Source organism: Thermocatellispora tengchongensis (genome assembly GCF_014202315.1).
Taxonomy (GTDB): domain Bacteria; phylum Actinomycetota; class Actinomycetes; order Streptosporangiales; family Streptosporangiaceae; genus Thermocatellispora; species Thermocatellispora tengchongensis.
This window is the reverse complement of record NZ_JACHGN010000004.1, coordinates 113,767-132,930: the sequence shown is the minus strand read 5'-3', so window position 1 is coordinate 132,930 and position 19,164 is coordinate 113,767. Positions and strand designations below refer to the sequence as shown.

The following is a 19,164-nucleotide window of genomic DNA, read 5'->3' as shown; positions in this document are numbered from 1 at the left end:
CATACTTCTGATCTGCCCCGCGTGCCGCGACCGCCGGCGTCAGCCGGTCAGGCCGCCGCCCGCGAGGAGGTCCAGGCGGTCGCGGTCGGTCGTCTCGTCGAAGCTCGTGTGACGGCGGGTCGCCGGCGACTCCAGCGCGGACACCTGCGTGAAGGTGTGGTGCGCGGCCAGCCCGGCCAGCTCGGGCGCGAACTCTGCGAGGATCTCGCGGAACCGCTGCTCCGCCGGCTCCCCGAGCGAGTCGTAGATCCGTACGCACAGCCGCCTGGCCTCGTCGCGCGGCCAGCCGGCGGGGAGCAGCTCGGCGGGGAGGTCGGGGTCGATCGCGGGGAACACCCGCCAGTCGGTCATGATCGCGGTCCGTAGCCGCAGCGCCTCGGCGGGGCACGGGCTGGACATCGCCAGCCGCTCGGCGACCGGCCGATGGGTGTCGATGAAGCGCGCATAGCGTGCGCGCAGCGCGGCGATGTCGAAGGCGCGGGCCGGCACCGGGTCCAGGTCGTCGTCGGCGACCTCGCGGGCCCGGAACACGGCCGCCCCGCGCACCCCCAGCCTCCGCACGAGTTCGACGGCCTCGTCCGTCTTGTCGTGCGGGGACACCCACACCGCGTCGAAGACCATGCCGAAATGCAGCAGGCGCAGTCCGTCGCGCAGCGCGCGGCGGGTGGCCCGCTGGTCCTCGGGCACCGAGAACGTGACGACCGTCCACTTCCCGTCCCAGCGGGGCGTGGCGGCGCCGAACGTCAGCAGCCGGCGCATGTGCGCCACGATCACGTCGTACGCCCGGGGCGGCAGCCCGTACGCGGTGGTGCGGCCGTTGCGGGAGCTGGTCAGCAGCCCTCGTGAGGCGAGCCGTCGCAGGGCGGCGCGGGCGCTGGTCGCGGTGATGCCGAACTCCTCCAGCAGCCGCACCAGCGCCGCCGACGGGATGTGCTCCTGCCGCCAGAACCAGTAGTCGCCCAGCAGCGTGGTCAGCAGCCGCTGTGGTTCGGCCCCTTGACGAGCCCTGGGCAGGGAGCCGGGTTCCGGCGACGCGGCCACCTGGCGTCCCTCCATCGTCAGACTCCTCGGCCGGTGTGGGCGCTTTGGCCGGGCGCATGCCGATCACGGGCGGGCTTACGGGCTCGACCTGCGTGAATCCTATGTGCTCCGGCCTCACGTTCGGGCTCTTCCCGGCGATCCCGGCCGCGGCCCGGCCCCGGAACGGCGATCGCGTGAGATGCCTCCTCGCTGTTCACCGCGGCACGTGAGGCCGCAGGAAACGGTCGGGGGTGTAGTGGACGAACTCCGCGGTGCCCAGGGCCGGGTCCTCGGCGGCCAGGCGTGCGGCCAGCTTGTTGAGCCGGTGGGCGTCCACGTCCGTCCAGCGGCCGGTGGTGACCCGGCTCCTCAGCGTCTCCACCGCGGCGACGAATTCGGCTCCGGTGTAGCGGCAGTGGCCGGGCCGGTCCACGAACGCCTGGCGCAGCATCGCGCCGTCCCCGGCGCGCCGCACCACATCGGAGTAGGCGCGGGCCTGGGTGACGGTGGGGTAGTTGTCGCCGCGTTCGTGCATCGTCAGGACGGGGACGCCGAGCGTGCCGCGCGGGGTGAAGTAGTTCTCCATGTAGGCGACGGCGCCGGGGTCGGCGGAGACGCGCGGCGCCGCCGCCAGGGTCGCGAGGTCGGCGTCGAGATCCAGTCCCGCGACGTCGTAGAGGCCGCGCACCTGCTTCATGCGCCCGGACTCCTGCAGCGCCCGGCGGTAGTCCACGCCGGTGTTCCAGGAGAAGTTCCCGCCTGCCCGCTGTTCCAGCGGATACCGGGGAGAGAAGACGGTCGCCATGAACGCCGCGTACTCCTGGGCCTCCTGCGCCGCCCAGTCGCGCGCCCCGGGTTCGGCGGTGCCGGGCACCGACCAGGTGGAGATCTGGGCGAAGGACGCGGCCAGGGCGATGCGGGCCCGGCCGGCCGGAGTCCGCTGGGCGGCGTCCAGGACGGCGCGGGCGGCCGTGGTGCTCCGCGTCTCCTCGTCCGCCGAGGCCGGCCGGACGAGCTTCACCGCGTCGTCGCCCGGGGCGAGCAGCGTCTTGAACGCGAAGGCCGCGTCCAAGGACTGGTTGAGCATCGCCACCGGCCCGGCGACCGAGGCGCAGTACGGCAGCGCGCCGTCGATCAGGTCGGGCCGGCGTTCGGCGAGACCGGCCGCGATGGCGCCGCCCATCGAACCGCCCCAGGCCAGGGTGGTCGTGGGCTCCCCGGCGACCTCGGCGACCTTGGCGAGCGTGTCGGCGGAGGCCCGCAGGGTCTCCTCGACGGCCCAGCCGTCCCCGTAGGGCCGGGTGCCGGCCAGGGCGTACCCGTGGGCCAGCAGCCAGTTCCGCGCGGCGGCGTTGCCGCCGAGGTCGGCCGGCAGGTGCTGCGGGCCGGCGCCCTGGCCGTAGCCCGGACTGAACGTCAGCAGGGTGCCGTTCCAGTCGCGCGGGACCTCGATCGCGTAGGTGGCGCCGCTCGGGTGGACGCCCGTGACGCTGATGGGACCGGCCTGGCCGGACGCCGCCGAGGCGTTCGAGAGGCCGGCGGCCGTCGGGAGGGCGAGTGCGAGAGCCGTGGCCGTGAGCACCGTCACGGCACGGGTCGCCCGATTGATCACTAGACGGGGATTGATGTCCGCCTCCATGGGTGGGAAGCTGCTGCGACGCGAGATGTGCAACACATTGGTGGACGCTCGTCTGATTACAGCCGCCAATTGTGCTCGACACAAATCCTACGGTCGTCACAGAAGTGTTGACAATGCCCTGGGGCCTGCTTACTTTGGCCCGACCACCTGCATGTGAGGAGCCTCGATGTTCCGAAAGTCAGCTCTGAGCGTCGTCGCGGTGGGCGCCGCGATCGCACTCCTGTCCGCCTGTGGTGCCGGCCCCGGAAGCACCCGCAGCGCATCCGCTGACGGTGGCCGGCCCGACGAGCTGGTCTTCGCCGCCATCCCGTCGGAGCAGAGCGACGACCTTGAGGCGTCGTTCGCCCCGATCATCTCCGCGCTGCGGAAGGACCTCGGCGTCCCGGTGCGGTTCCAGGCCGTCACCAGCAACGCCGCCGTCGTCGAGGCGCAGGTCGCCAAGCGGGTGGACATCGCCGTCTACGGGGCCTTCAGCTACTACCTGGCCCGCAGCCGCGCCGACGTCGAGCCCGTCGCCGTCCCGCTGGCCGCCCCGGCCGGCGAGCCCGGCGCGTACGCGTACGGGGTGACCCGCGGCGACGACAAGAGCATCACCTCGCTCAAGGACGTCGCCGGCAAGGACGTCTGCTTCACCGACCCCGGTTCCACCACCGGCTATCTGCAGCCCCTCGCCTCGCTGCGGGAAGCCGGCGTCGATGTGGACAAGGACGTCAAGACGGTGTTCACCCACGGACACGACACGGCGGTCGCCTCGCTGCTGGCCGGCGACTGCGACATCGCCTTCGTCGGCGACGTGTTCATCGACCAGCTCCTGCCCGCCCGCGGCCAGCTCAAGCCGGGGCAGGTGACCAAGGTGTGGACCTCGCCGCTCATCCCCGGGCCGCCGATCGTGGTCGGCACGTGGCTTCCGCAGGACGTCCGCGACAAGATCTCCAAGACGGTGACCGGCCTGACCGCCACCGGCGCCGCCTCCGCCGGGCTGTGCAAGGGCAGTGAGATCAAGGGGCCGAAGACCTGGGGCCAGTACGCCGACGCGACGGCCTGCACCCTCGGCACCTCCACCGCCTGGACGTTCGTCAAGGCCACCGACGCCACCTATCAGCCGATCGCGCGCATCTGCGAGATCACCAAGGCCGAGGTCTGCACGTCCGGTGGCTGAGGAAACCGCCGTGATCGGCGCCCCCGTGCTGCGGCTGTCGGAGGTCGGCAAGGGCTTCCACGGCACCACCGTGCTCGACGATGTCTCACTGGACGTCCCGCAGGGGCAGTTCGTCGCCTTGGTCGGCCCGTCCGGAGCCGGCAAGTCCACGCTGCTGCGGCTGGTCAACGGCATGTACGTGCCGGACCGCGGCACCGTGCGCACCCTGGGCGAGAACCCGGCCGCCTGCTCCCGGAGCCGGCTGCGCGCCCTGCGCGCCAGGGTCGGGTTCGTCTTCCAGCAGTTCGGCCTCGTCGGGCGGCTGTCCGCGCTGGAGAACGTGCTGATGGGGTCGCTGGCCACCCTGCGGCTGCCCAGGTACGGGGTGATGAGCTACCCACGCGCGCTGCGGGTCCGCGCGGTGGAGCACCTGGACCGGGTCGGGCTGGCTGACCAGCGGTTCCAGCGCTGCGACACGCTCTCGGGCGGGCAGCAGCAGCGGGTCGCGGTGGCCCGGACCCTGCTGCAGAGCCCCGAGCTGATCCTCGCCGACGAGCCGGTCGCCTCGCTGGACCCGGCGGCGAGCGTGCTGGTGCTTGAGATCCTCAAACGGATCAGCGCCGAGGACGGCATCTCCGTCGTGTGCAGCCTGCATCAGATCGAGTTCGCGCTCGCCACCGCCGACCGGGTCGTGGCGCTGCGCGGCGGCCGGCTGGTGTTGGACGAGCCGGCCGCCGGCCTCACCGCCGATCGGCTGCGGGCGATCTACGACGCGGCGGGGGCCCGCGATGGTTAGCACCACCTCCACCAGGCACGCTCCGGCCGAGGCGAACCCGGGACCGCTGCGGCCGCCGTGGAGTGCCCGCGCGTTCATCGCGGCGGGGCTGCTCGGCGCGGCCGTGGCCGTCACCTGGCTGACGTTCTGGTGGATCGGCCTGTCTCCCGCCTCTCTGGCCGCCGGGCTGGGCGACACCGCGCGGCTGCTGGCCCGGATGTGGCCGCCGGACCTGCCCGGCGCCGGCGACGTCGCCCGGATGATCGCCGAGACGCTGCTCATCGCGGTGGCGGGCACCGGCCTGGCGGTACTGGCCTCGGTGCCGCTGGCCTTCACCGCCGCGCGCACCCACCGCGGACCCCGCTGGCTGCGGTCGGCCGCCCGGGTGGTCGTCGTGCTGACCCGGGCCGTGCCGACGCTGGCCTTCGCGATCCTGTTCGTGCGGATCTTCGGCCTGGGCCCGCTGGCCGGCGCGCTCGCCGTCGCCGTGCACTCGGTGGGCATGATCGCCAAGATGCTGGCCGACGCCGTCGAGGAGGCCGACCCCGTCCCCGCCGAGGCCGCGCGGGCGTGCGGGGCCCGCGAGGCGCAGGTGGCCGTCTCCACCGTCCTGCCCCGCGTGTTCCCCGCGCTGACCGCCATCGTGCTGTACCGCCTCGACATCAACCTGCGTACGTCGGCCGTGCTCGGCGTCGTCGGGGCCGGCGGCATCGGCGTGGCGCTGCAGACCGCGCTGGGCAGCCTCAACTACCACCGGGCGGCGGGAATCATCTGCGTGATCGTCGTCCTGGTGCTGCTGCTGGAGCTGCTGTCGGTGGCGATCCGCCGCCGCACCAGAGCCGGCCGGTCCGCCGGGGACACGACGGGCACCGCCGCGCTGCCCGCAGGGCGCGCCCCGCACGACGTCGGCTGGGACCGCGGCCGGGCGCTGCGGGTGGGCGGCGCGGTCGCCACCGGGGTGGTCTTCCTGGTGTCGCTGTGGTCGCTGAACCCCGACCCGGGCCGGCTCTCCGGCGCCTGGACGAACCTGAGCGCCGTCCTCACCGGCATGTGGCCGCCCGCGTTCTCCGGCGAGCTGCTCATGGCGGTGCTGGAGAGCCTGCTCATGGCGCTGGGCGCCGCCGCGGCGGGCGCCGCCTGCGGCCTGGTGCTCGCCCTGCTCACCGCCGTCAACACCACCCCTTGGCGGCCGTTGTCCGCGGTGGTCCGGGTGCTGCTGGTGGTGGTCCGGGGCATCCCCGACCTGGTGTACGCGCTGCTGTTCGTGGCCGCACTGGGGCTCGGCCCGTTCGCCGGCTTCCTGGCGCTGTGGATCTCCTGCACCGCGCTGGCGGCCAAGTTCTTCGCCGACTCCCTGGAGCAGCTCGACCCGCTGCCGCACGAGGCGCTGACCGCGGCCGGCGCCCGCCGGTGGCAGGCGTTCGCCGCCGGGATCTGGCCGCAGTTCGTGCCCTCGTTCACCGGCAACGGCCTGTTCGTGGCCGACCTGGCGATGCGCGAGTCGGTCGTGCTCGGCATCGCCGGCGCGGGCGGCGTCGGCTACCTCATGCAGGAGTCGATCGCCACGCTGCGGTACGACACCACCGCCGCGATCGTCATCGCCATCGCCGTCGTCGTGTACGCCATCGAGACGCTCGCCCGGATCGCGCGCAGGCACCTGCTGTGAGCGGACGAGCTCATGACGGGAACGAAGGGACTTCACCATGACCACGACCGCCGACGGGCCCGGCCGCGCCTCCGACTGGGACCCCACCGCACCGGAGACCTTCGACAGCTCGCACCAGGTCTACGCCGAGCTGCGGCGACGCTGCCCGGTGCCGTGGAGCGACGCCTTCGGCGGCTTCTGGGCCGCCACCCGCTACTCGGAGGTGGTGCGCGTGGCCCGGGACAGCGAGACGTTCAGCACCGCGGTGCAGAACGTCGTCCCGCACGTGCCGCGCGCCCAGCGCCGGCCGCCGCTGCACTTCGACCCACCCGAGCACACGATCTACCGCGCCCCGATGGATCGGGTGCTGCGCCGCAGCGTCGTACGGCGTCTCGAACCGGCGTTCGCGGCGGCGGCGCGCGAGCTGCTCAGGCCGCTGCTGGCCCGCGGCGGCGGTGACTACTCCCAGGAGTTCGCGCTGCCGTACGCGGCGCAGTGCTTCGCGCTCTTCCTCGGCCTGCCCCTCGACCAGGTGCTGGAGATCCGCCGGATCGGGGTCGAGTACAGCGTCGCCATCCAGGAGATGGACCGGGCCCGGGTCATGACGGCCAGCGACGAGCTGTACGCCATCGCCCGTGCCATCGTCGAGGACCGCCGGGCCGCCCCCGGCGACCCGGACGAGGACCTGGTGACCAGCCTGCTGGAGGCGTCCGGCGACCCGGAGCGGCCGATCCCGCACGACCTGGTCGTGGCCACCGTACGGCAGACCATCGTGGCCGGCATCGGGGCGCCGCACGCCGTGCTGGGCAGCGCCGCCGTCCACCTGTCCCGCGACCCCGAGCTCCAGGACCGGCTGCGCGCCGACCCCGGGCTGCTGCCGGCGGCGATCGAGGAGCTCCTGCGGCTGTACGCCCCCTATCGGGTGTTCGCCCGCACCGCCACACGGGACGTCGAGCTCGGCGGCCGCACGGTGCGCGCCGGCGAGGCGATCGCGATGATCTTCCCGTCGGCGAACCGGGACGAGGCGGTGTTCGACGACGCCGACCGGTTCGACCTGGAGCGGCGGCCCAACCGGCACCTCGCGTTCGGCCGGGGCGCGCACCGCTGCCCCGGCGCGGCGATGGCGCGGCTGGAGATGACGGCGGCGCTGGGCGAGCTGCTCGCGGGCACCACCCGTATCGAACCGGACGGCGAGGTGGAGATGTTCAACTGGCTGGAGTTCGGGCCCAGATCGACACCGCTGCGCCTGGTCACCCGCGGTTGAGCCCGCTTCCGGGGGCGGCCGACGCGAGCGCCGGCCGTCGCCGTCCGCCCGGCACGACCACCGCCTTCAGACGCCGGTCCTCGGCGCGGGCGTTGCCGGGGTGCGCACTCCGGCGCGTTCCATATGACGTTTACCGATGCCGTCGCCGTGTGGACGTCGCCCGTCAGGTCATGGACCGGAGGTGTCAACCTCGCCACGGCAGGCCGGGCGGACGTCCCCGGCCGTCTGCCTCACCAGCGTAAGCAGGGCAGGCCGGGCACCGTGGAGCGACGTGCCGGCGCCGCGGCCGGCGCACGTCCCGGTCGCTCTGCCACGTGATCGAGGCGGCGATCAGGGGATTGACATGAGTGACAGAAAGCTGAACGATCGTCTCTGCTGAGACGGCCATATGCCGTACAACAGCCTGCCAGGTGCCCCGCCGGCCATTCGCGGACCTCGTCGGGCCCCCGAGCCAACACACCCCCTGCCCGTCCATCAACCGTGGAGGAAACCATGTTCGCCCGCTCCATGACCGCGCGGACCCTGCTGGCGGCGACCGTGGGGGCGGTCGTCCTCGCCGGCCCCGGCCCCGCCGCGGCCGCCCACAATCCGCCACCGCCGAAGCCCGCCACAGCCGGTTCCTCCTCGCCGACCGTGCTGCCCACGGTCCGGGAGGCCGCCGACGGGTTGCCCGGGCACACCGTCTACCGCCCGGCCGACCTCAAGGCTCTGCCGAAGGGCAGCCTGCCCGTGATCGTCCACGGCAACGGCGCCTGCGCGACGAGCAACCTCGAAGGGATCACGTTCCTCACCGGCCTGGCGTCCCAGGGATACATCGTCGTGGCCAACGGCGGGGTGGACGAGTTCCCCGTCCCCAGCACCCCCGACAAAACGACGGCGCACCCCGAGGCGCTCCTCGCGGCCGCCCGCTGGGCCACCGAGACGAAGCAGGCCCGCAAGCAGTTCGACGGACGCGTGGACACGACGCGGGTCGGCGTGCTCGGCCACAGTTGCGGCGGCATCGAGGCCCTCGCCGCCGGGACCGACCCCATGGTCGACGCGGTCGCCGGATTCAACACCGGGTACTTCCCGCAGCCGAGCTTCGGCGGCTACGGGCGCGACCGTCTCGCCGACCTGCACACTCCGACGCTGCTGGTCAACGGCGGTCCGGACGACGTCGCCTACCAGAACAGCATCGAGAACTACGCCTTGCTCGACGTCCCCGCCGTGCTGGCCAGTGACGCGGCGGCGGGCCACGTCGGCTTGATCGCGGGTCTTGAGGCGACCGAGGGCTGGCAGGTGGCCGCGGACTGGTTCGACTACATCCTGCGCGGCGACCGCGCTGCCGGGGCGCGCTTCGTCGGTCCCGACTGCGGACTGTGCGCCGAGGACGGCTGGACGATCGAGTCGAAGGGGCTTTCGCTGTGATCCGCCGCAAAGCGACCGTGTGCCTGGCCATCGCGGTGGCGACCGCCGTCGGGAGCGGAACCGCCGCCGCCGCCCCCGCCGGGCCCTCCGGCGGCACACCGTGCCTGCCGGAGTCCCCCGCCCGCCCCACCTGCATCAGCGGCACCCTCGATGACGGCACGCCGTACGAGTTCGTCGTCCCGGCCGACTGGAACGGCACCGTGGTGGTCGCCCTCGACTTCGCCGGTTCGGGCCGGAACGAGCCACTGACCGCGAGGTTGCTGGCCGACGGCGTGGCCCGCGGCGGGACGAGCCGGGCGATCACCGGCTGGGACATCCGGTCCGCCATCGACAACCAGGCCGAAGCGCTGACCCGCTTCGAGCAGACCTACGGCCCGGCCCGCAAGGCGATCGCCTCCGGGAACTCGATGGGAGGCTTCGTCGCCGCCGGCGTCGCCCAGGTCCACCCCGACGCCTTCGACGCGGCCGTCCCGATGTGCGGGGGACTGGGCGGGTCCGTCGCCCAGTGGAATCAGAAGCTCGACACGCTCTTCGTGCTTGAGCGCCTGATCGCACCGGGGCTGCCGGTCATCGACATCCCGGAGGATGTCGAGTCGGCCCGGAAGGCGTGGATCGACGCCCTCGCCGCGGCACAGCAGACTCCCGAGGGCCGAGCCCGGATCGCACTGGCCGCCGCGATCGGCCAGCTACCGGCGTGGGGGCGGAACCCCGACGGGTCCACGCCGCCGCCTCCGGACAGCGGGGACGCCGACGCGCTGGAGCGGGGCGCCTACCTCGCGCTCGCCGGTGGCCCCCTGCCCTACGTCGGGCAGGCCATGAGCAGCCGGCGCCAGATCATGGCGGTGGTCGGCGGAAACCCGTCCTGGAACACCGGCGTGGACTACACGAGGCAACTGCGCCTGGCCGATCCCGCCCTCCGGCGCGCCGTCGGCGAACTGTACAAGGCGGCAGGTCTGGAACTCGGGGCCGACTTGAGGAAGCTGGCCGCCGCGCCTCGCATCGCGGCCGACCCGGAGGCCGTCAAGCGGTTCTCCCGCGGCATCGTCCTGGACGGCGAACTGCGGATCCCCGTCCTGACCTTGTCCGGCACCGGTGACCAGATCTCCACCGTCGCCCAGCAGCAGTCGTACGGGGAGAAGGTGCGCCGGGCGGGAGCGAACCCCCTGCTGCGCCAGACGTACACCGAGACCGTCGGCCACTGCGACTTCTCACCGGCGGAGCAGCAGGCGGCGCTGGTGACGATGTTCGACCGGCTGCGGAACGGTCACTGGCCCGCGACGTCCGCCGCGGCGATGAACGCCCGCGCCGCGGCGCTGGGGGCCGGCCCCGCCCCGCGGTATGTCTCCTTCACCCCACCCCGGTTCAACCGGCCCTACCCGAGCTGAGCCGCAGGGGCCGCTGCCCGCGCCGGACGCGCCGGGCAGCGGCCCCTTTCGGAGCGCGCCGCGTCACTCGGAAACGCCCTGACGGTGCACGTGCGGTCACCACCCCCGCCGGACCGTTCAAGAACGGACCCGGCGCCATCGGCGCCCCGGTCGCGGTCGGCGGCGTGGTGTGGCGGCCGGTGACGTGCTCGTCGGTGACGCCGACGGCGTCGTCGTCCCCCGCCACCGCGTGCGGGAAGTCGTGGACGCGATCGGCGGGATCGTCGAGAAGGAGGAGGCGCTCCGGCAGCGCATCCTCGCTGGGCGCTCCGGCCGTACGGCGGCGGCCCGATGACCACCATGCTGCCCGCCTTCCGGATCGGGGAACTGCGCCGCCGGTCGCGGCGCCCGGCCCTCGCCCCGGCCTCCGAGGACGACCTGCGGATCGGGCTGGCCCGCATCGTCCGTCACCTCGGCGACGCGAGACCCTGACGAGGCCGGGCGGCACCCGCCCAGGTGATCGCCGACTGGCCTTCGGATTCACCTGCACGGCCGAATACAGGCCACTTGGAGCGGATATACTTCGCCTGCATTTCGATGAGGGGGAGGATGCCTGTGACCGATCAGCAGGCCGCCCCACGTGGGGAGCGCAAGCTGCGGAGTGACACCCGCCGCAACCGCCGGCGCCTCCTCGACGCCGTCGGCGAGCTCGCCCGCGAGGCGCCCGGGCAGCTCACCATGCAGGCCGTAGCGTCCCGCGCGGAGATCGGCCCGGCCACCGCCTACCGCTACTACTCCTCGATGGACGACGTGCTCGCGGCCTATGTGCTCAGCGTCGTCGAGAAGCTCCGCGATTTCAGCACGACATCGACCGCGGAAGGGCGACCGCTGTTCGATGCCGTCGTGGACAAATGGGTGGACCTTCTCGCCGAGCACGGCCCGGCGTTGGTGCAGCTTCGATCCCGGCGGGGTTTCCTGGAGCGGCTCCACAACGGGAACGAGATCATCGCCGCCCTGCGCGACGCCTGGAGCCGGCCGGTGCAAGGGCTGCTCGACGACCTCGGCCTCCCGGACAACATGATCGAGTACGCCCTGTTCCTCAACAACATGATGTACGACCCGCGGGAGATCCAGGACCTGCTGCAGGAGACCGACCTGTCCCGCCGAGAGGTCATCACCCGGCTGACCGAGGCCTACCTCGGCGCGTTGCGCGGGTGGGCGCGGGCCGGCTGATCGGCGGCCAAGGCGGCTGCGTGCGCGCCTGCCGGCCGCTTCGACGCGAGCGGCTCGGCCCGTACTGTCGATACGCCCCTGGGCCGATGGTCCGCCATAGCACACCACCTCGGACGCCGCCTACGAATACGGCACCCGCGAGTTCGTGACCGCGAACCAGGGGCTGGTCGGCGAGGGTGGCGCCACACTCTTCCCGACCACCGCTCAGGCCCTGGAGCAGCGCAACAACAGGCTGCGCGATCTCAGTGCCATGCCCCCCACGGAGGGCCGCCCGGCCCATTCGGCCCTCACCCTGCCCGACCTCGTGCCCGTGACGTGAGCCCTGGGCACACGCCAAACCAGGCAGTCGTGATGTGGCGCTTGTGGGATCGCGGGCGACGGTTGGCGTGCCGGGATCTGGTGCGCTGGAAAGGGCTGAATCAGCGAGACCAGGCGTCCGTGGGAATGCGGTAGAGGACGCGCGAGGCTGCGAACCAGTCCCGGTTCCTCCGTTCGATCCAGACCACATCGAAGCGGCCGTTCAAGCCGTACTCGTCGAGGAGATCCCACTGACTCTCCGGCGGCATCGCTCGCGACATGTCCGTCATCGCGCTCAGCCGGCGACCTGGGAGGCGACGCGCTGGATGGCCTTGACGGCGACATCGGGCTGATCGACGTAGATGTAGTGCTCGCTGTCGGTGGCCGTGCTCAGCTTGCTGCGGCTGGACAGCGCCAGCCACTTGCGCTGGCCCGCGGACCACGCCTTCTCCAGGCGCGGGCCGTACTCCGGCACGGCCGCCAGATACCGCTTGCCGTGCTGGATCACCTCCACCGGGATGTCCCCGGCGGAACGGACCTTCCCGTCGGGGATGACGAGCTTCTCCGGGTTGTTCCCCTGGAGCACCGCGAGGTTCTGGGCGCGCAACTCGGCCGCCGGGCCGGTGGCGGACTCGGGGATCGCCGTGGTGATGTCGGCGGTCATGGTGGGGGAGGTGGCGTCCATCAGCACCACCCCCTTGACCCTGTCCTGGTGGTCGGGGGCGTACCTGGCGGCGATCAGGCCGCCCAGGGAGTGCCCGGCCAGGACGACCGGGGCGTCACCGGCGACGCGGTCCAGGACCCCGGTCAGGATCTTCCCGGTGGCGGTGAAGTCCTGGGGGGCGTCGGGCTGGTCGCTGGCGCCCGCGCCGAGGCGGTCGTAGGTGCAGACCCGGTTCTTCTCGCTCAGGGTCTTCTGGAGGGCGGCCATCTTGTCCAGGCCGTCGCCCGCTCCGGGCAGCAGGACGATGACCGGCCGGTCGCCGGCCGGGTCGCCGGAGCAGGAGACGTTCACCGAGCTGCCCGCGACATCGATCTTCTGGGTTCCGGAGATCAGGTCGGCGTCGGCTTCGGGGGTGGCGGGGGCGAGCGGGTCCCAGTTCTCCAGGGAGCCGCCTGAGCAGGCGGTGAGAGCCCCGCCGGCCACGGCGCAGCACAGCGCGATCGCGACGGTCCTGTTCATCTTGCGCGGCATTATGTCCTCCGGTGAGCGGATCGAGGTCGGGTCGGTTTCCCCGGTGGGGTGGTGGGGTGCCGCCGTGGCGACGACGAGAACGCTACGGAATCGGCGGTGCCGGAATCGTCACCGTGCGGTGGACATTCGCCGGTAGCTCGCACGGGGGACAAGCGCGCCGGCCCATCAAAGGGACTGGCCCCTCTCGCGGGGCGGGTGGTGCCCTGGCGGGCATGTCGGCTCGGCACCGCCCGCGCCCCGCAACTAGGCGGCCCGGGGGGCCGTTTCGCGTGGCGCATCCGGTTGTCCCCCGTGCGAGCTACCCGCGAATGTCCACCCTGTGGTGACGATTCCGGGGCGTCGAATCCATAGCGTTCTCGACGTAGCCGCGGCGCTCCGGCCGCGGGATCCCGTAAAGGAGTCGTCATGCGACTGTTGAAGCAACTCGTGGCCGTCGCGGTGGTCGCCTTCGCCGGCAGCGCGGCCGTGGGCGCGGTGCAGGGGAACGCGGTGCTCACCCTGGTGCTCGGTGTCGCGACGGCGGCGCTCGCGGTGTTCGTGTACGCCCGGGTGGTGCGGTGGTCCGAGCGCCGGGCGCCGGTGGAGGTGGCCGCGAAGGGGGCCGCCCCGAGCATCGGCCGGGGGATGCTGATCGGCGTCGGGATGTTCGCGGCCGTCATCGTCAACATCGCCTTCCTGGGCTACTACCGGGTGGACGGCCTGGGATCGGTGGCGGGCGCGGCCGGGCTGTTCGGCTTCATGGCCGCCGCCGCCGTGACCGAGGAGCTGATCTTCCGCGGCATCCTGTTCCGGATCATCGAGGAACGCACCGGCACGTGGCTCGCGCTGGTGCTGACCGGCGTGCTGTTCGGCCTGTCGCACCTGTTCAACCCGCACGCCAGCCTGTGGGGCGCGATCGCGATCGCGATCGAGGCCGGTGGCATGCTCGCCGCCGCCTACGCCGCCACCCGCACCCTGTGGCTGCCGATCGGCCTGCACTTCGGCTGGAACTTCGCCGCGGCCGGCATCTTCAGCACCGAGGTCTCCGGCAACGGCACCGCGCAGGGGCTGCTGAACGCCGTGACGTCCGGCCCCGCCCTGCTCACCGGCGGCGAGTTCGGGCCGGAGGCGAGCCCGTACGCGGTTCTGTTCGGCGCGCTGCTGACGATCGCGTTCATGTGGCTGGCCCGCCGGCGGGGCAACCTGGTCCCGCTGCGGCGCGGCTCCCGGGCCGCCGCGACCGCCGGGCTCGCCCGGTGACGGTTCTTCGCCGGATCCCGGACCTGTGGCGGCGGTGTGACGTCATGGTCCGGGATTTCCCGTTGGCGCTGCTGCTGACCGTCGTGTCGCTCCTGCCGGGGTTCCACGGCGACGGGACGCAGCTCGGCGATCTGCCGGCCCGCCCCTACGACGCGCTGGCCGTCCTCGTGGTCGCCCTGGAGAGCCTCCCGCTCACCGTGCGCCGGCGGTGGCCGGCCGCCGGCCTCGTCCTGGTGTCGCTGGGTTTCGCCCTGGACCAGCTCTTCACCTACCACGCGGTGGCGGGCATCGCGCTGCCCATCGCGCTGATGAGCGCGGGCGCCCATCTGGAACGGCACCGGCGTGTCACCGTGGTCCTGCTGTCCGCGGCGTACCTGCCGCTGGTGGTCGCGCTCGACCGGCTCGGCTCGAACGAGGGGCCGGCGGACCTCGCGCTGTTCTACCTGGCGCTGGTCCTCGCGTGGGCCGTCGGGGCCTGGCTGCGCTCCACCCGGGCCGCCGAGGCCGAACGCCGCCGCCACATCGCCGAGGCCACCCGCGCCGCCGAACGCACCCGCATCGCCAGCGAACTCCACGACGTCGTCACCCACCACGTGACCGCCATGGTCGTGCAGGCCGAGGCGGCGCGCTACCTGACCGCCGCGCCCGAACGCCTCGACACGGCCCTGAGCGCGGTCACCGACACCGGCCGGCGGGCCATCTCCGACCTGCGGCACCTGCTCGACCTGCTCAACCCCGACCACGACACCGACGTCAGCACGCCGTCCACCGGTGACCTGCGCACGCTCGTGGAGCAGACCCGCTCGGCCGGGCAGCCGGTGGAGTTCGCCGAGGAGGGCACCCCGGCGGAGCCGGCCGGCAGCGCCGAGTTCGTGGCCTATCGGGTCGTGCAGGAAGCTCTGACGAACGCCCTCAAGTACGCCCACGGCAGCCGTACCGGGGTTCGCGTGCGCCATGGCCGCAAGGAGATCAGCGTGGAGATCGGCAACGACGGTTCCGGCTCGCGGACCGGCTCTCTTGGCGGGAGCGGGCGGGGTCTGGCCGGGCTCCGGGAGCGGGTCGAGGCCCTGGACGGCGAGTTCAGCGCCGACCGGCAGGCCGACGGCGGCTTCGTCGTACGGGCCCGCATCCCCACGGGGAGCCCGTCGTGACCGGTGACGGAGGCGTGCGGGGCGGGTGACTACAGGCCCGGGACCAGGCGCTCGTTGCGGAACAGGTCCACGAAGAGCTGGTGGTCGGCGCGGGCCCGCGCGCCGTAGGCGTGGGCGAAGTCCACCAGCGTCCGGGCGAACCCGGCGTGGTCGTCGCCGATGACCGCGGCGATGGCGTCCTCGGTGGAGAAGTTCACCAGGTCGTGGCTGGACTCGTCGTCGGCGACGGAGTGCATGCGGGCCACCGCGACGCCGAGGTACCGCACCACGGAGGTGAACTCCTCGGGCTCGTTGACCTCGTCCCAGTCCAGGTCGGCGGAGTAGGGCGAGACCTCCGCGACGAGCTGGCCCACGCCGTTCAGCTCGGTGTAGCCGAGCCAGGGGTCGGCGTAGGCCTGGAGGGCCCGCTGCGACTCGGCGGTGCGGTGGCCCTGGTGGCGGAAGTAGGACCGGACGCGCTCGTCGTCGATGTGCCGGGCCACGGCCGGGGTCTGGGCCTGCTTCATGTACAGGATGACGTCGTTCTCCAGGGCCTGGGTGTGGCCCTCCAGCAGCAGGTTGTACGACGGCAGCCCGGCCGAGCCGATGCCCACCCCCGTGCGCAGCGCAACATCCTTGATCTCGTGCCCGACCTCCGAGACCGCGGGCAGCGTGGTGACATAGTCGGCGAAGGCCGCCTCGACCAGGCGCCGGGTGGCGGCGTCAACGGGGAAGCGGCCCTCCATCACGCCGAACCGGCGGTCGAAGTTCTCGATCGTGGTCTCCAGGTCCAGCAGCGCGACCCGGGTGTTGAGCCGGGCCCGTTGCAGCACCCGGTGGAGCACGCCGGTCGTGGTGGCCAGCGTGAGCGCGCCCATCGCGTCGTCGCCGCCCTCGGCCAGGCCGGTCAGCTCGTCCAGGTACGCCTGCGCGAACTCGCGCACCAGGGCCGTGATCGCGTGGTCGGACAGCGCCTTGGCGTAGCCGATCAGCGCGAGGCTGGCGGCCAGGCGCTTGAGGTCCCACGTGTACGGGCCGACGTAGGCCTCGTCGAAGTCGTTGACGTTGAACACCAGCACCCCGGAGGCGTTCATGTAGGTGCCGAAGTTCTCCGCGTGCAGGTCGCCGTGGATCCACACCCGGCTGGTCTGCTCGTCGAGGTACGCCTCGTCCGCGAACGCGCCGGTCATGTCGGCGTAGAACAGGCACGCGCTGCCGCGGTAGAAGGCGAAGGGCGAGGCCGCCATCTTGCGGAACTTGCGGCGGAAGGCCGCCGGGTCGCGGGAGATGGATCGGCCGAACTCGGTGACGAGCATGTCGAGGATGTGCTGGGAACGGTCCACAACTGGTCACGATATATCTACACGGGAAACCGTGCGCGTACGGAGCGTGACCGGGGCATCAATGATCGGCGCAGCAGGGAGTCGGGTCGGGCACCTCGAACGGCGCCACCCGGCCCCCGGCGACCGGCACGGTGACCAGCGTGAGCAGGCCGTCGTGCCAGAGCGGGCGGACGAAGTCCCGGGTCTCGACCTCCACGTCCGGGCCGGGCGGCGGGCCGCCGAGCTGCGTCACCCTCTCGATGGCGCTCACCGCCAGCACCTCGCCCACGGTCAGGGTGCCGGTCAGGCGCTCCACTCCGGGGTAGAGCACCGCCCGCCCGGAGCGGCGGGCGGCGTGCTCGGCCGCGGCGCGTCCGGCCGCGTCGCGCAGCTCCGGCGCCGGCGCCGGGAGGCCGGGCGGCGGTTCGGCGACGGCCAGGCTGATCGCGACGTGCGGGTACGGCGCCTGCACCAGGTGGGTGCAGGCGACCAGGCCCGGGAGGCCGGACGGCGGCACGATCTCGCGCAGCCAGTGCTCGGCCTCCCGCTCCGTACGGTGTCCCAGGCTGAGCCCGATCAACTGGGCAGCACCCAGATCGGGTTGGCGTAGAACCACAGGTCCTCCCACGGGTCGGCGGCGCCGGCGACGTCCAGCGCGGGACCGGCCGGGTCTACCTGGGCGCCCATCAGGCCCGGTGCGCTGCGCTTGCCGTCGGTGCCGCGGATGCGCAGGTAGAACGGCTCGCTCACGCTGCCGAAGGAGTGGGTGAAGGAGACCCGGCCGGTGTTCTGGCTCACCTCGAAGGACTTCACGACGCGGGTGTTCGGGGCGGTGAAGGCGTCCGGGTCGGAGACCGGGCCGGTCACCGTACCGGCGATCACGTCCACCCGGGCCAGCCTGGGCACGAACTGCGCCCAGTTCGGCGTGGTGGCCAGGTCGATGTCGATGACCACCTCCACGCTCGTGCCCCGCCTGACCCGCATGACGCCGCCCAGCGGGGTGCCGGTGTCCCTGCGCCGGTCGCCGGCCCGCCGGACCCGGACGTCGAGCCCGCTGATCAGGCCGCCGTGGTCCACCCACACCCGGCCCGCCCGCAGCCCGTCCATCACCGCGCGGTAGCCGAAGGAGGTGGCGCCGACGTGCGTACGGCTGTACTGGCCCGGCCAGTAGTCGCCGGCGTCGGTGAGCACCGGCCCGTACACCGGGTCGTTGTACTTGCCGTTGAGGTTGAAGTCGCTGTTGGGCCCGCGCTGCGAGGTGTCCAGGTAGTTGACGTGCGAGTCGGAGTTGGCGCTGATCCACCACGGCCTGCCCTCGGCGAGCAGGCTGTCCCACAGCCCGCCGACGGTCGCGGTCATCCAGTCGAAGCCGCCCCAGGTGCGGTAGCTCTCCAGGGGATAGCCGGGGAACGACGCGGCGGAGGGGTTGTTGTCGTAGTAACCGCGGGCGCGCCCGCCGCTCGCGCGTGGCAGGCCGGCGGCCTGGTGGCCGGGGGCGCCCTCCATGCCGATCGCGACGCTGGGGTCGGCGTCGCGCCAGGCGCGCATCTCGTGCGGGGAGTCGATGCCGCGCCGGGCCGGGTGGTTGGCCAGGAACAGCGCGCCCTCGACCCGGCGCCTGCGCACCTGCTCGCCGAGGAACTTGATGCCCGCGATGGCCAGGGCCTCGTTGGCCGGGGTCGAGTCGCCGGCGCCCTTGACGCTGCCGTCGTAGGCGTTCTCGAACTCCTTGAGCACCGCCACCTCGTTGCGGCCGGGGTGGACGAACACGGTGGCGTGCTCGGCGGCCGGGATGTTCCACTCCAGGCCCTGGTAGATCAGCAGGTCCTCGATCTGCTCCCGGGCCGCGACGATGTCCGGGTTCACCTTCTCCACGCCGATCTTGGCGTGCGTGGCGCTGCCGTGGTCGGTGATGACGATCCAGTCCAGCCCGTACGCGTGCGCGTGCCGGGCCTGGTCCACCACCCGGTACTGGGCGTCGGAGCTGTACTGGGTGTGGATGTGGTGGTCACCGGCCAGCCACAGGAACCCGCCCTTCTCCTCGCGGCCTCGCCCGTGAGCGGCGGCCTGCGCGTGCGCCGGCTCCGTGGTGGCCAGCACGGTCGCGGCGACGCCCGCGCCGAGCAGCCCGGTACGACGCAGGAACCCCCGCCGGGAGGACTCCTCCGGCGACAGCTCGCTCTCCGGCACGGACAGGTCGAGCGCCGGGGGCAGGTCCCCGCCGGCGCCCTGAATGTGGTCGTGATCGTGGTGTGAGTGGCCGTGGCCCATTTGTGCTCCCCTGGGCCTTGGCCCATGTAGCTGTCCGATTCGAGCGGCGAAAAATGCCGCAGACAATCTCACGGATCTTGGGGAACGACAGGTGTTCGACCTCCGACGCCCACGCGAACACCAGCTTTCGGCTCCGCACCCGGGCGCGGCGAAGCGGGGCCGTAAGGGGGTGGGGCGCGGGGCCGTGAGCGGGTGGGGCGCGGGGCCGTGAGCGGGTGCGGCGCG

Annotated in this window: 18 protein-coding genes; 12 read left to right on the top strand and 6 right to left on the bottom strand. The window is 72.8% G+C overall.

Annotation, left to right across the window (positions count from 1 at the left end):
- Positions 1-39: 39 nt before the first annotated feature.
- Positions 40-1,056 carry a PaaX family transcriptional regulator gene (locus tag HNP84_RS09985; RefSeq protein ID WP_185049180.1) on the bottom strand — a complete coding sequence of 339 codons (1,017 nt, stop codon included), beginning with the start codon at positions 1,054-1,056 and terminating at the stop codon, positions 40-42.
- A gap of 178 nt (positions 1,057-1,234) precedes the next feature.
- A complete protein-coding gene (locus HNP84_RS09980) occupies positions 1,235-2,608 on the bottom strand; it encodes an alpha/beta fold hydrolase (RefSeq protein ID WP_185049177.1) in 1,374 nt (457 codons plus the stop codon).
- A gap of 217 nt (positions 2,609-2,825) precedes the next feature.
- Between HNP84_RS09980 and HNP84_RS09975 the strand changes: the two genes are divergently transcribed.
- The 10 genes from HNP84_RS09975 to HNP84_RS09930 all read left to right on the top strand — a co-directional run bounded on the left by HNP84_RS09975 (position 2,826) and on the right by HNP84_RS09930 (position 11,804).
- Complete coding sequence (locus HNP84_RS09975; protein WP_185049175.1) at positions 2,826-3,818, top strand: phosphate/phosphite/phosphonate ABC transporter substrate-binding protein; 993 nt, start codon at positions 2,826-2,828, stop codon at positions 3,816-3,818.
- Positions 3,811-4,593 carry a phosphonate ABC transporter ATP-binding protein gene (locus tag HNP84_RS09970; protein ID WP_221336103.1) on the top strand — a complete coding sequence of 261 codons (783 nt, stop codon included), beginning with the start codon at positions 3,811-3,813 and terminating at the stop codon, positions 4,591-4,593. The genes HNP84_RS09975 and HNP84_RS09970 overlap by 8 nt, the downstream gene beginning before the upstream one ends.
- The gene (gene phnE, locus HNP84_RS09965; RefSeq protein ID WP_185049173.1) at positions 4,586-6,238 is read left to right on the top strand and encodes a phosphonate ABC transporter, permease protein PhnE; all 1,653 of its coding nucleotides are present in this window, start codon (positions 4,586-4,588) and stop codon (positions 6,236-6,238) included. Before HNP84_RS09970 ends, phnE begins: the two co-directional genes overlap by 8 nt.
- Positions 6,239-6,275: 37 nt before the next feature.
- Complete coding sequence (locus tag HNP84_RS09960; protein WP_185049172.1) at positions 6,276-7,481, top strand: cytochrome P450; 1,206 nt, start codon at positions 6,276-6,278, stop codon at positions 7,479-7,481.
- A gap of 492 nt (positions 7,482-7,973) precedes the next feature.
- Positions 7,974-8,888, top strand: coding sequence for an alpha/beta hydrolase family protein (locus HNP84_RS09955; protein ID WP_185049170.1), 915 nt, complete (start codon positions 7,974-7,976; stop codon positions 8,886-8,888).
- Positions 8,885-10,273 carry an alpha/beta hydrolase family protein gene (locus tag HNP84_RS09950; protein ID WP_221336102.1) on the top strand — a complete coding sequence of 463 codons (1,389 nt, stop codon included), beginning with the start codon at positions 8,885-8,887 and terminating at the stop codon, positions 10,271-10,273. Before HNP84_RS09955 ends, HNP84_RS09950 begins: the two co-directional genes overlap by 4 nt.
- A 169-nt stretch (positions 10,274-10,442) precedes the next feature.
- A complete protein-coding gene (locus HNP84_RS09945) occupies positions 10,443-10,607 on the top strand; it encodes an RraA family protein (RefSeq protein WP_221336101.1) in 165 nt (54 codons plus the stop codon).
- Positions 10,604-10,744: a hypothetical protein gene (locus tag HNP84_RS09940; RefSeq protein ID WP_185049168.1), complete on the top strand. Its 141-nt coding sequence runs from the start codon at positions 10,604-10,606 to the stop codon at positions 10,742-10,744. Before HNP84_RS09945 ends, HNP84_RS09940 begins: the two co-directional genes overlap by 4 nt.
- Positions 10,745-10,861: 117 nt before the next feature.
- Entirely contained in the window at positions 10,862-11,485 is a 624-nt protein-coding gene (locus tag HNP84_RS09935) for a TetR/AcrR family transcriptional regulator (protein WP_221336100.1), read from the top strand.
- A gap of 145 nt (positions 11,486-11,630) precedes the next feature.
- The gene (locus HNP84_RS09930) at positions 11,631-11,804 is read left to right on the top strand and encodes a hypothetical protein (protein ID WP_221336099.1); all 174 of its coding nucleotides are present in this window, start codon (positions 11,631-11,633) and stop codon (positions 11,802-11,804) included.
- Positions 11,805-12,077: 273 nt separating this feature from the next.
- On the opposite strand, the gene HNP84_RS09925 is transcribed toward HNP84_RS09930, so the two are convergent.
- Complete coding sequence (locus HNP84_RS09925; RefSeq protein ID WP_246518010.1) at positions 12,078-12,965, bottom strand: alpha/beta fold hydrolase; 888 nt, start codon at positions 12,963-12,965, stop codon at positions 12,078-12,080.
- A 417-nt stretch (positions 12,966-13,382) separates the two neighbouring features.
- On the opposite strand from HNP84_RS09925, the gene HNP84_RS09920 reads away from it, so the two are divergent.
- The gene (locus HNP84_RS09920; RefSeq protein WP_185049164.1) at positions 13,383-14,216 is read left to right on the top strand and encodes a CPBP family intramembrane glutamic endopeptidase; all 834 of its coding nucleotides are present in this window, start codon (positions 13,383-13,385) and stop codon (positions 14,214-14,216) included.
- Positions 14,213-15,367 (top strand): sensor histidine kinase, encoded by a 1,155-nt coding sequence (locus HNP84_RS09915; protein ID WP_312924257.1) that lies wholly within the window; start codon positions 14,213-14,215, stop codon positions 15,365-15,367. Before HNP84_RS09920 ends, HNP84_RS09915 begins: the two co-directional genes overlap by 4 nt.
- A 29-nt stretch (positions 15,368-15,396) precedes the next feature.
- Here the strand turns inward: HNP84_RS09915 and HNP84_RS09910 are convergent, their stop codons facing one another.
- The 3 genes from HNP84_RS09910 to HNP84_RS09900 are packed head-to-tail and all read right to left on the bottom strand — an operon-like array spanning position 15,397 to position 18,939.
- A complete protein-coding gene (locus HNP84_RS09910; protein ID WP_312924256.1) occupies positions 15,397-16,689 on the bottom strand; it encodes a DUF2252 domain-containing protein in 1,293 nt (430 codons plus the stop codon).
- Positions 16,690-16,747: 58 nt separating this feature from the next.
- On the bottom strand, positions 16,748-17,248 hold the full coding sequence (locus tag HNP84_RS09905) for a hypothetical protein (RefSeq protein ID WP_221336098.1): 501 nt from the start codon (positions 17,246-17,248) through the stop codon (positions 16,748-16,750).
- Positions 17,245-18,939 carry a PHP domain-containing protein gene (locus tag HNP84_RS09900; protein WP_185049161.1) on the bottom strand — a complete coding sequence of 565 codons (1,695 nt, stop codon included), beginning with the start codon at positions 18,937-18,939 and terminating at the stop codon, positions 17,245-17,247. Before HNP84_RS09900 ends, HNP84_RS09905 begins: the two co-directional genes overlap by 4 nt.
- Positions 18,940-19,164: the final 225 nt, after the last annotated feature.

Excerpts from the sequence above, each read along its gene's own strand:
- HNP84_RS09985 (WP_185049180.1), bottom strand. The coding sequence starts at position 1,056 with ATGGAGGGACGCCAGGTGGCCGCGTCGCCGGAACCCGGCTCCCTGCCC.
- HNP84_RS09975 (WP_185049175.1), top strand. The coding sequence starts at position 2,826 with ATGTTCCGAAAGTCAGCTCTGAGCGTCGTCGCGGTGGGCGCCGCGATC.
- phnE (WP_185049173.1), top strand. The coding sequence starts at position 4,586 with ATGGTTAGCACCACCTCCACCAGGCACGCTCCGGCCGAGGCGAACCCG.
- HNP84_RS09960 (WP_185049172.1), top strand. The coding sequence starts at position 6,276 with ATGACCACGACCGCCGACGGGCCCGGCCGCGCCTCCGACTGGGACCCC.
- HNP84_RS09955 (WP_185049170.1), top strand. The coding sequence starts at position 7,974 with ATGTTCGCCCGCTCCATGACCGCGCGGACCCTGCTGGCGGCGACCGTG.
- HNP84_RS09940 (WP_185049168.1), top strand. The coding sequence starts at position 10,604 with ATGACCACCATGCTGCCCGCCTTCCGGATCGGGGAACTGCGCCGCCGG.
- HNP84_RS09935 (WP_221336100.1), top strand. The coding sequence starts at position 10,862 with ATGCCTGTGACCGATCAGCAGGCCGCCCCACGTGGGGAGCGCAAGCTG.
- HNP84_RS09925 (WP_246518010.1), bottom strand. The coding sequence starts at position 12,965 with ATGAACAGGACCGTCGCGATCGCGCTGTGCTGCGCCGTGGCCGGCGGG.
- HNP84_RS09920 (WP_185049164.1), top strand. The coding sequence starts at position 13,383 with ATGCGACTGTTGAAGCAACTCGTGGCCGTCGCGGTGGTCGCCTTCGCC.
- HNP84_RS09900 (WP_185049161.1), bottom strand. The coding sequence starts at position 18,939 with ATGGGCCACGGCCACTCACACCACGATCACGACCACATTCAGGGCGCC.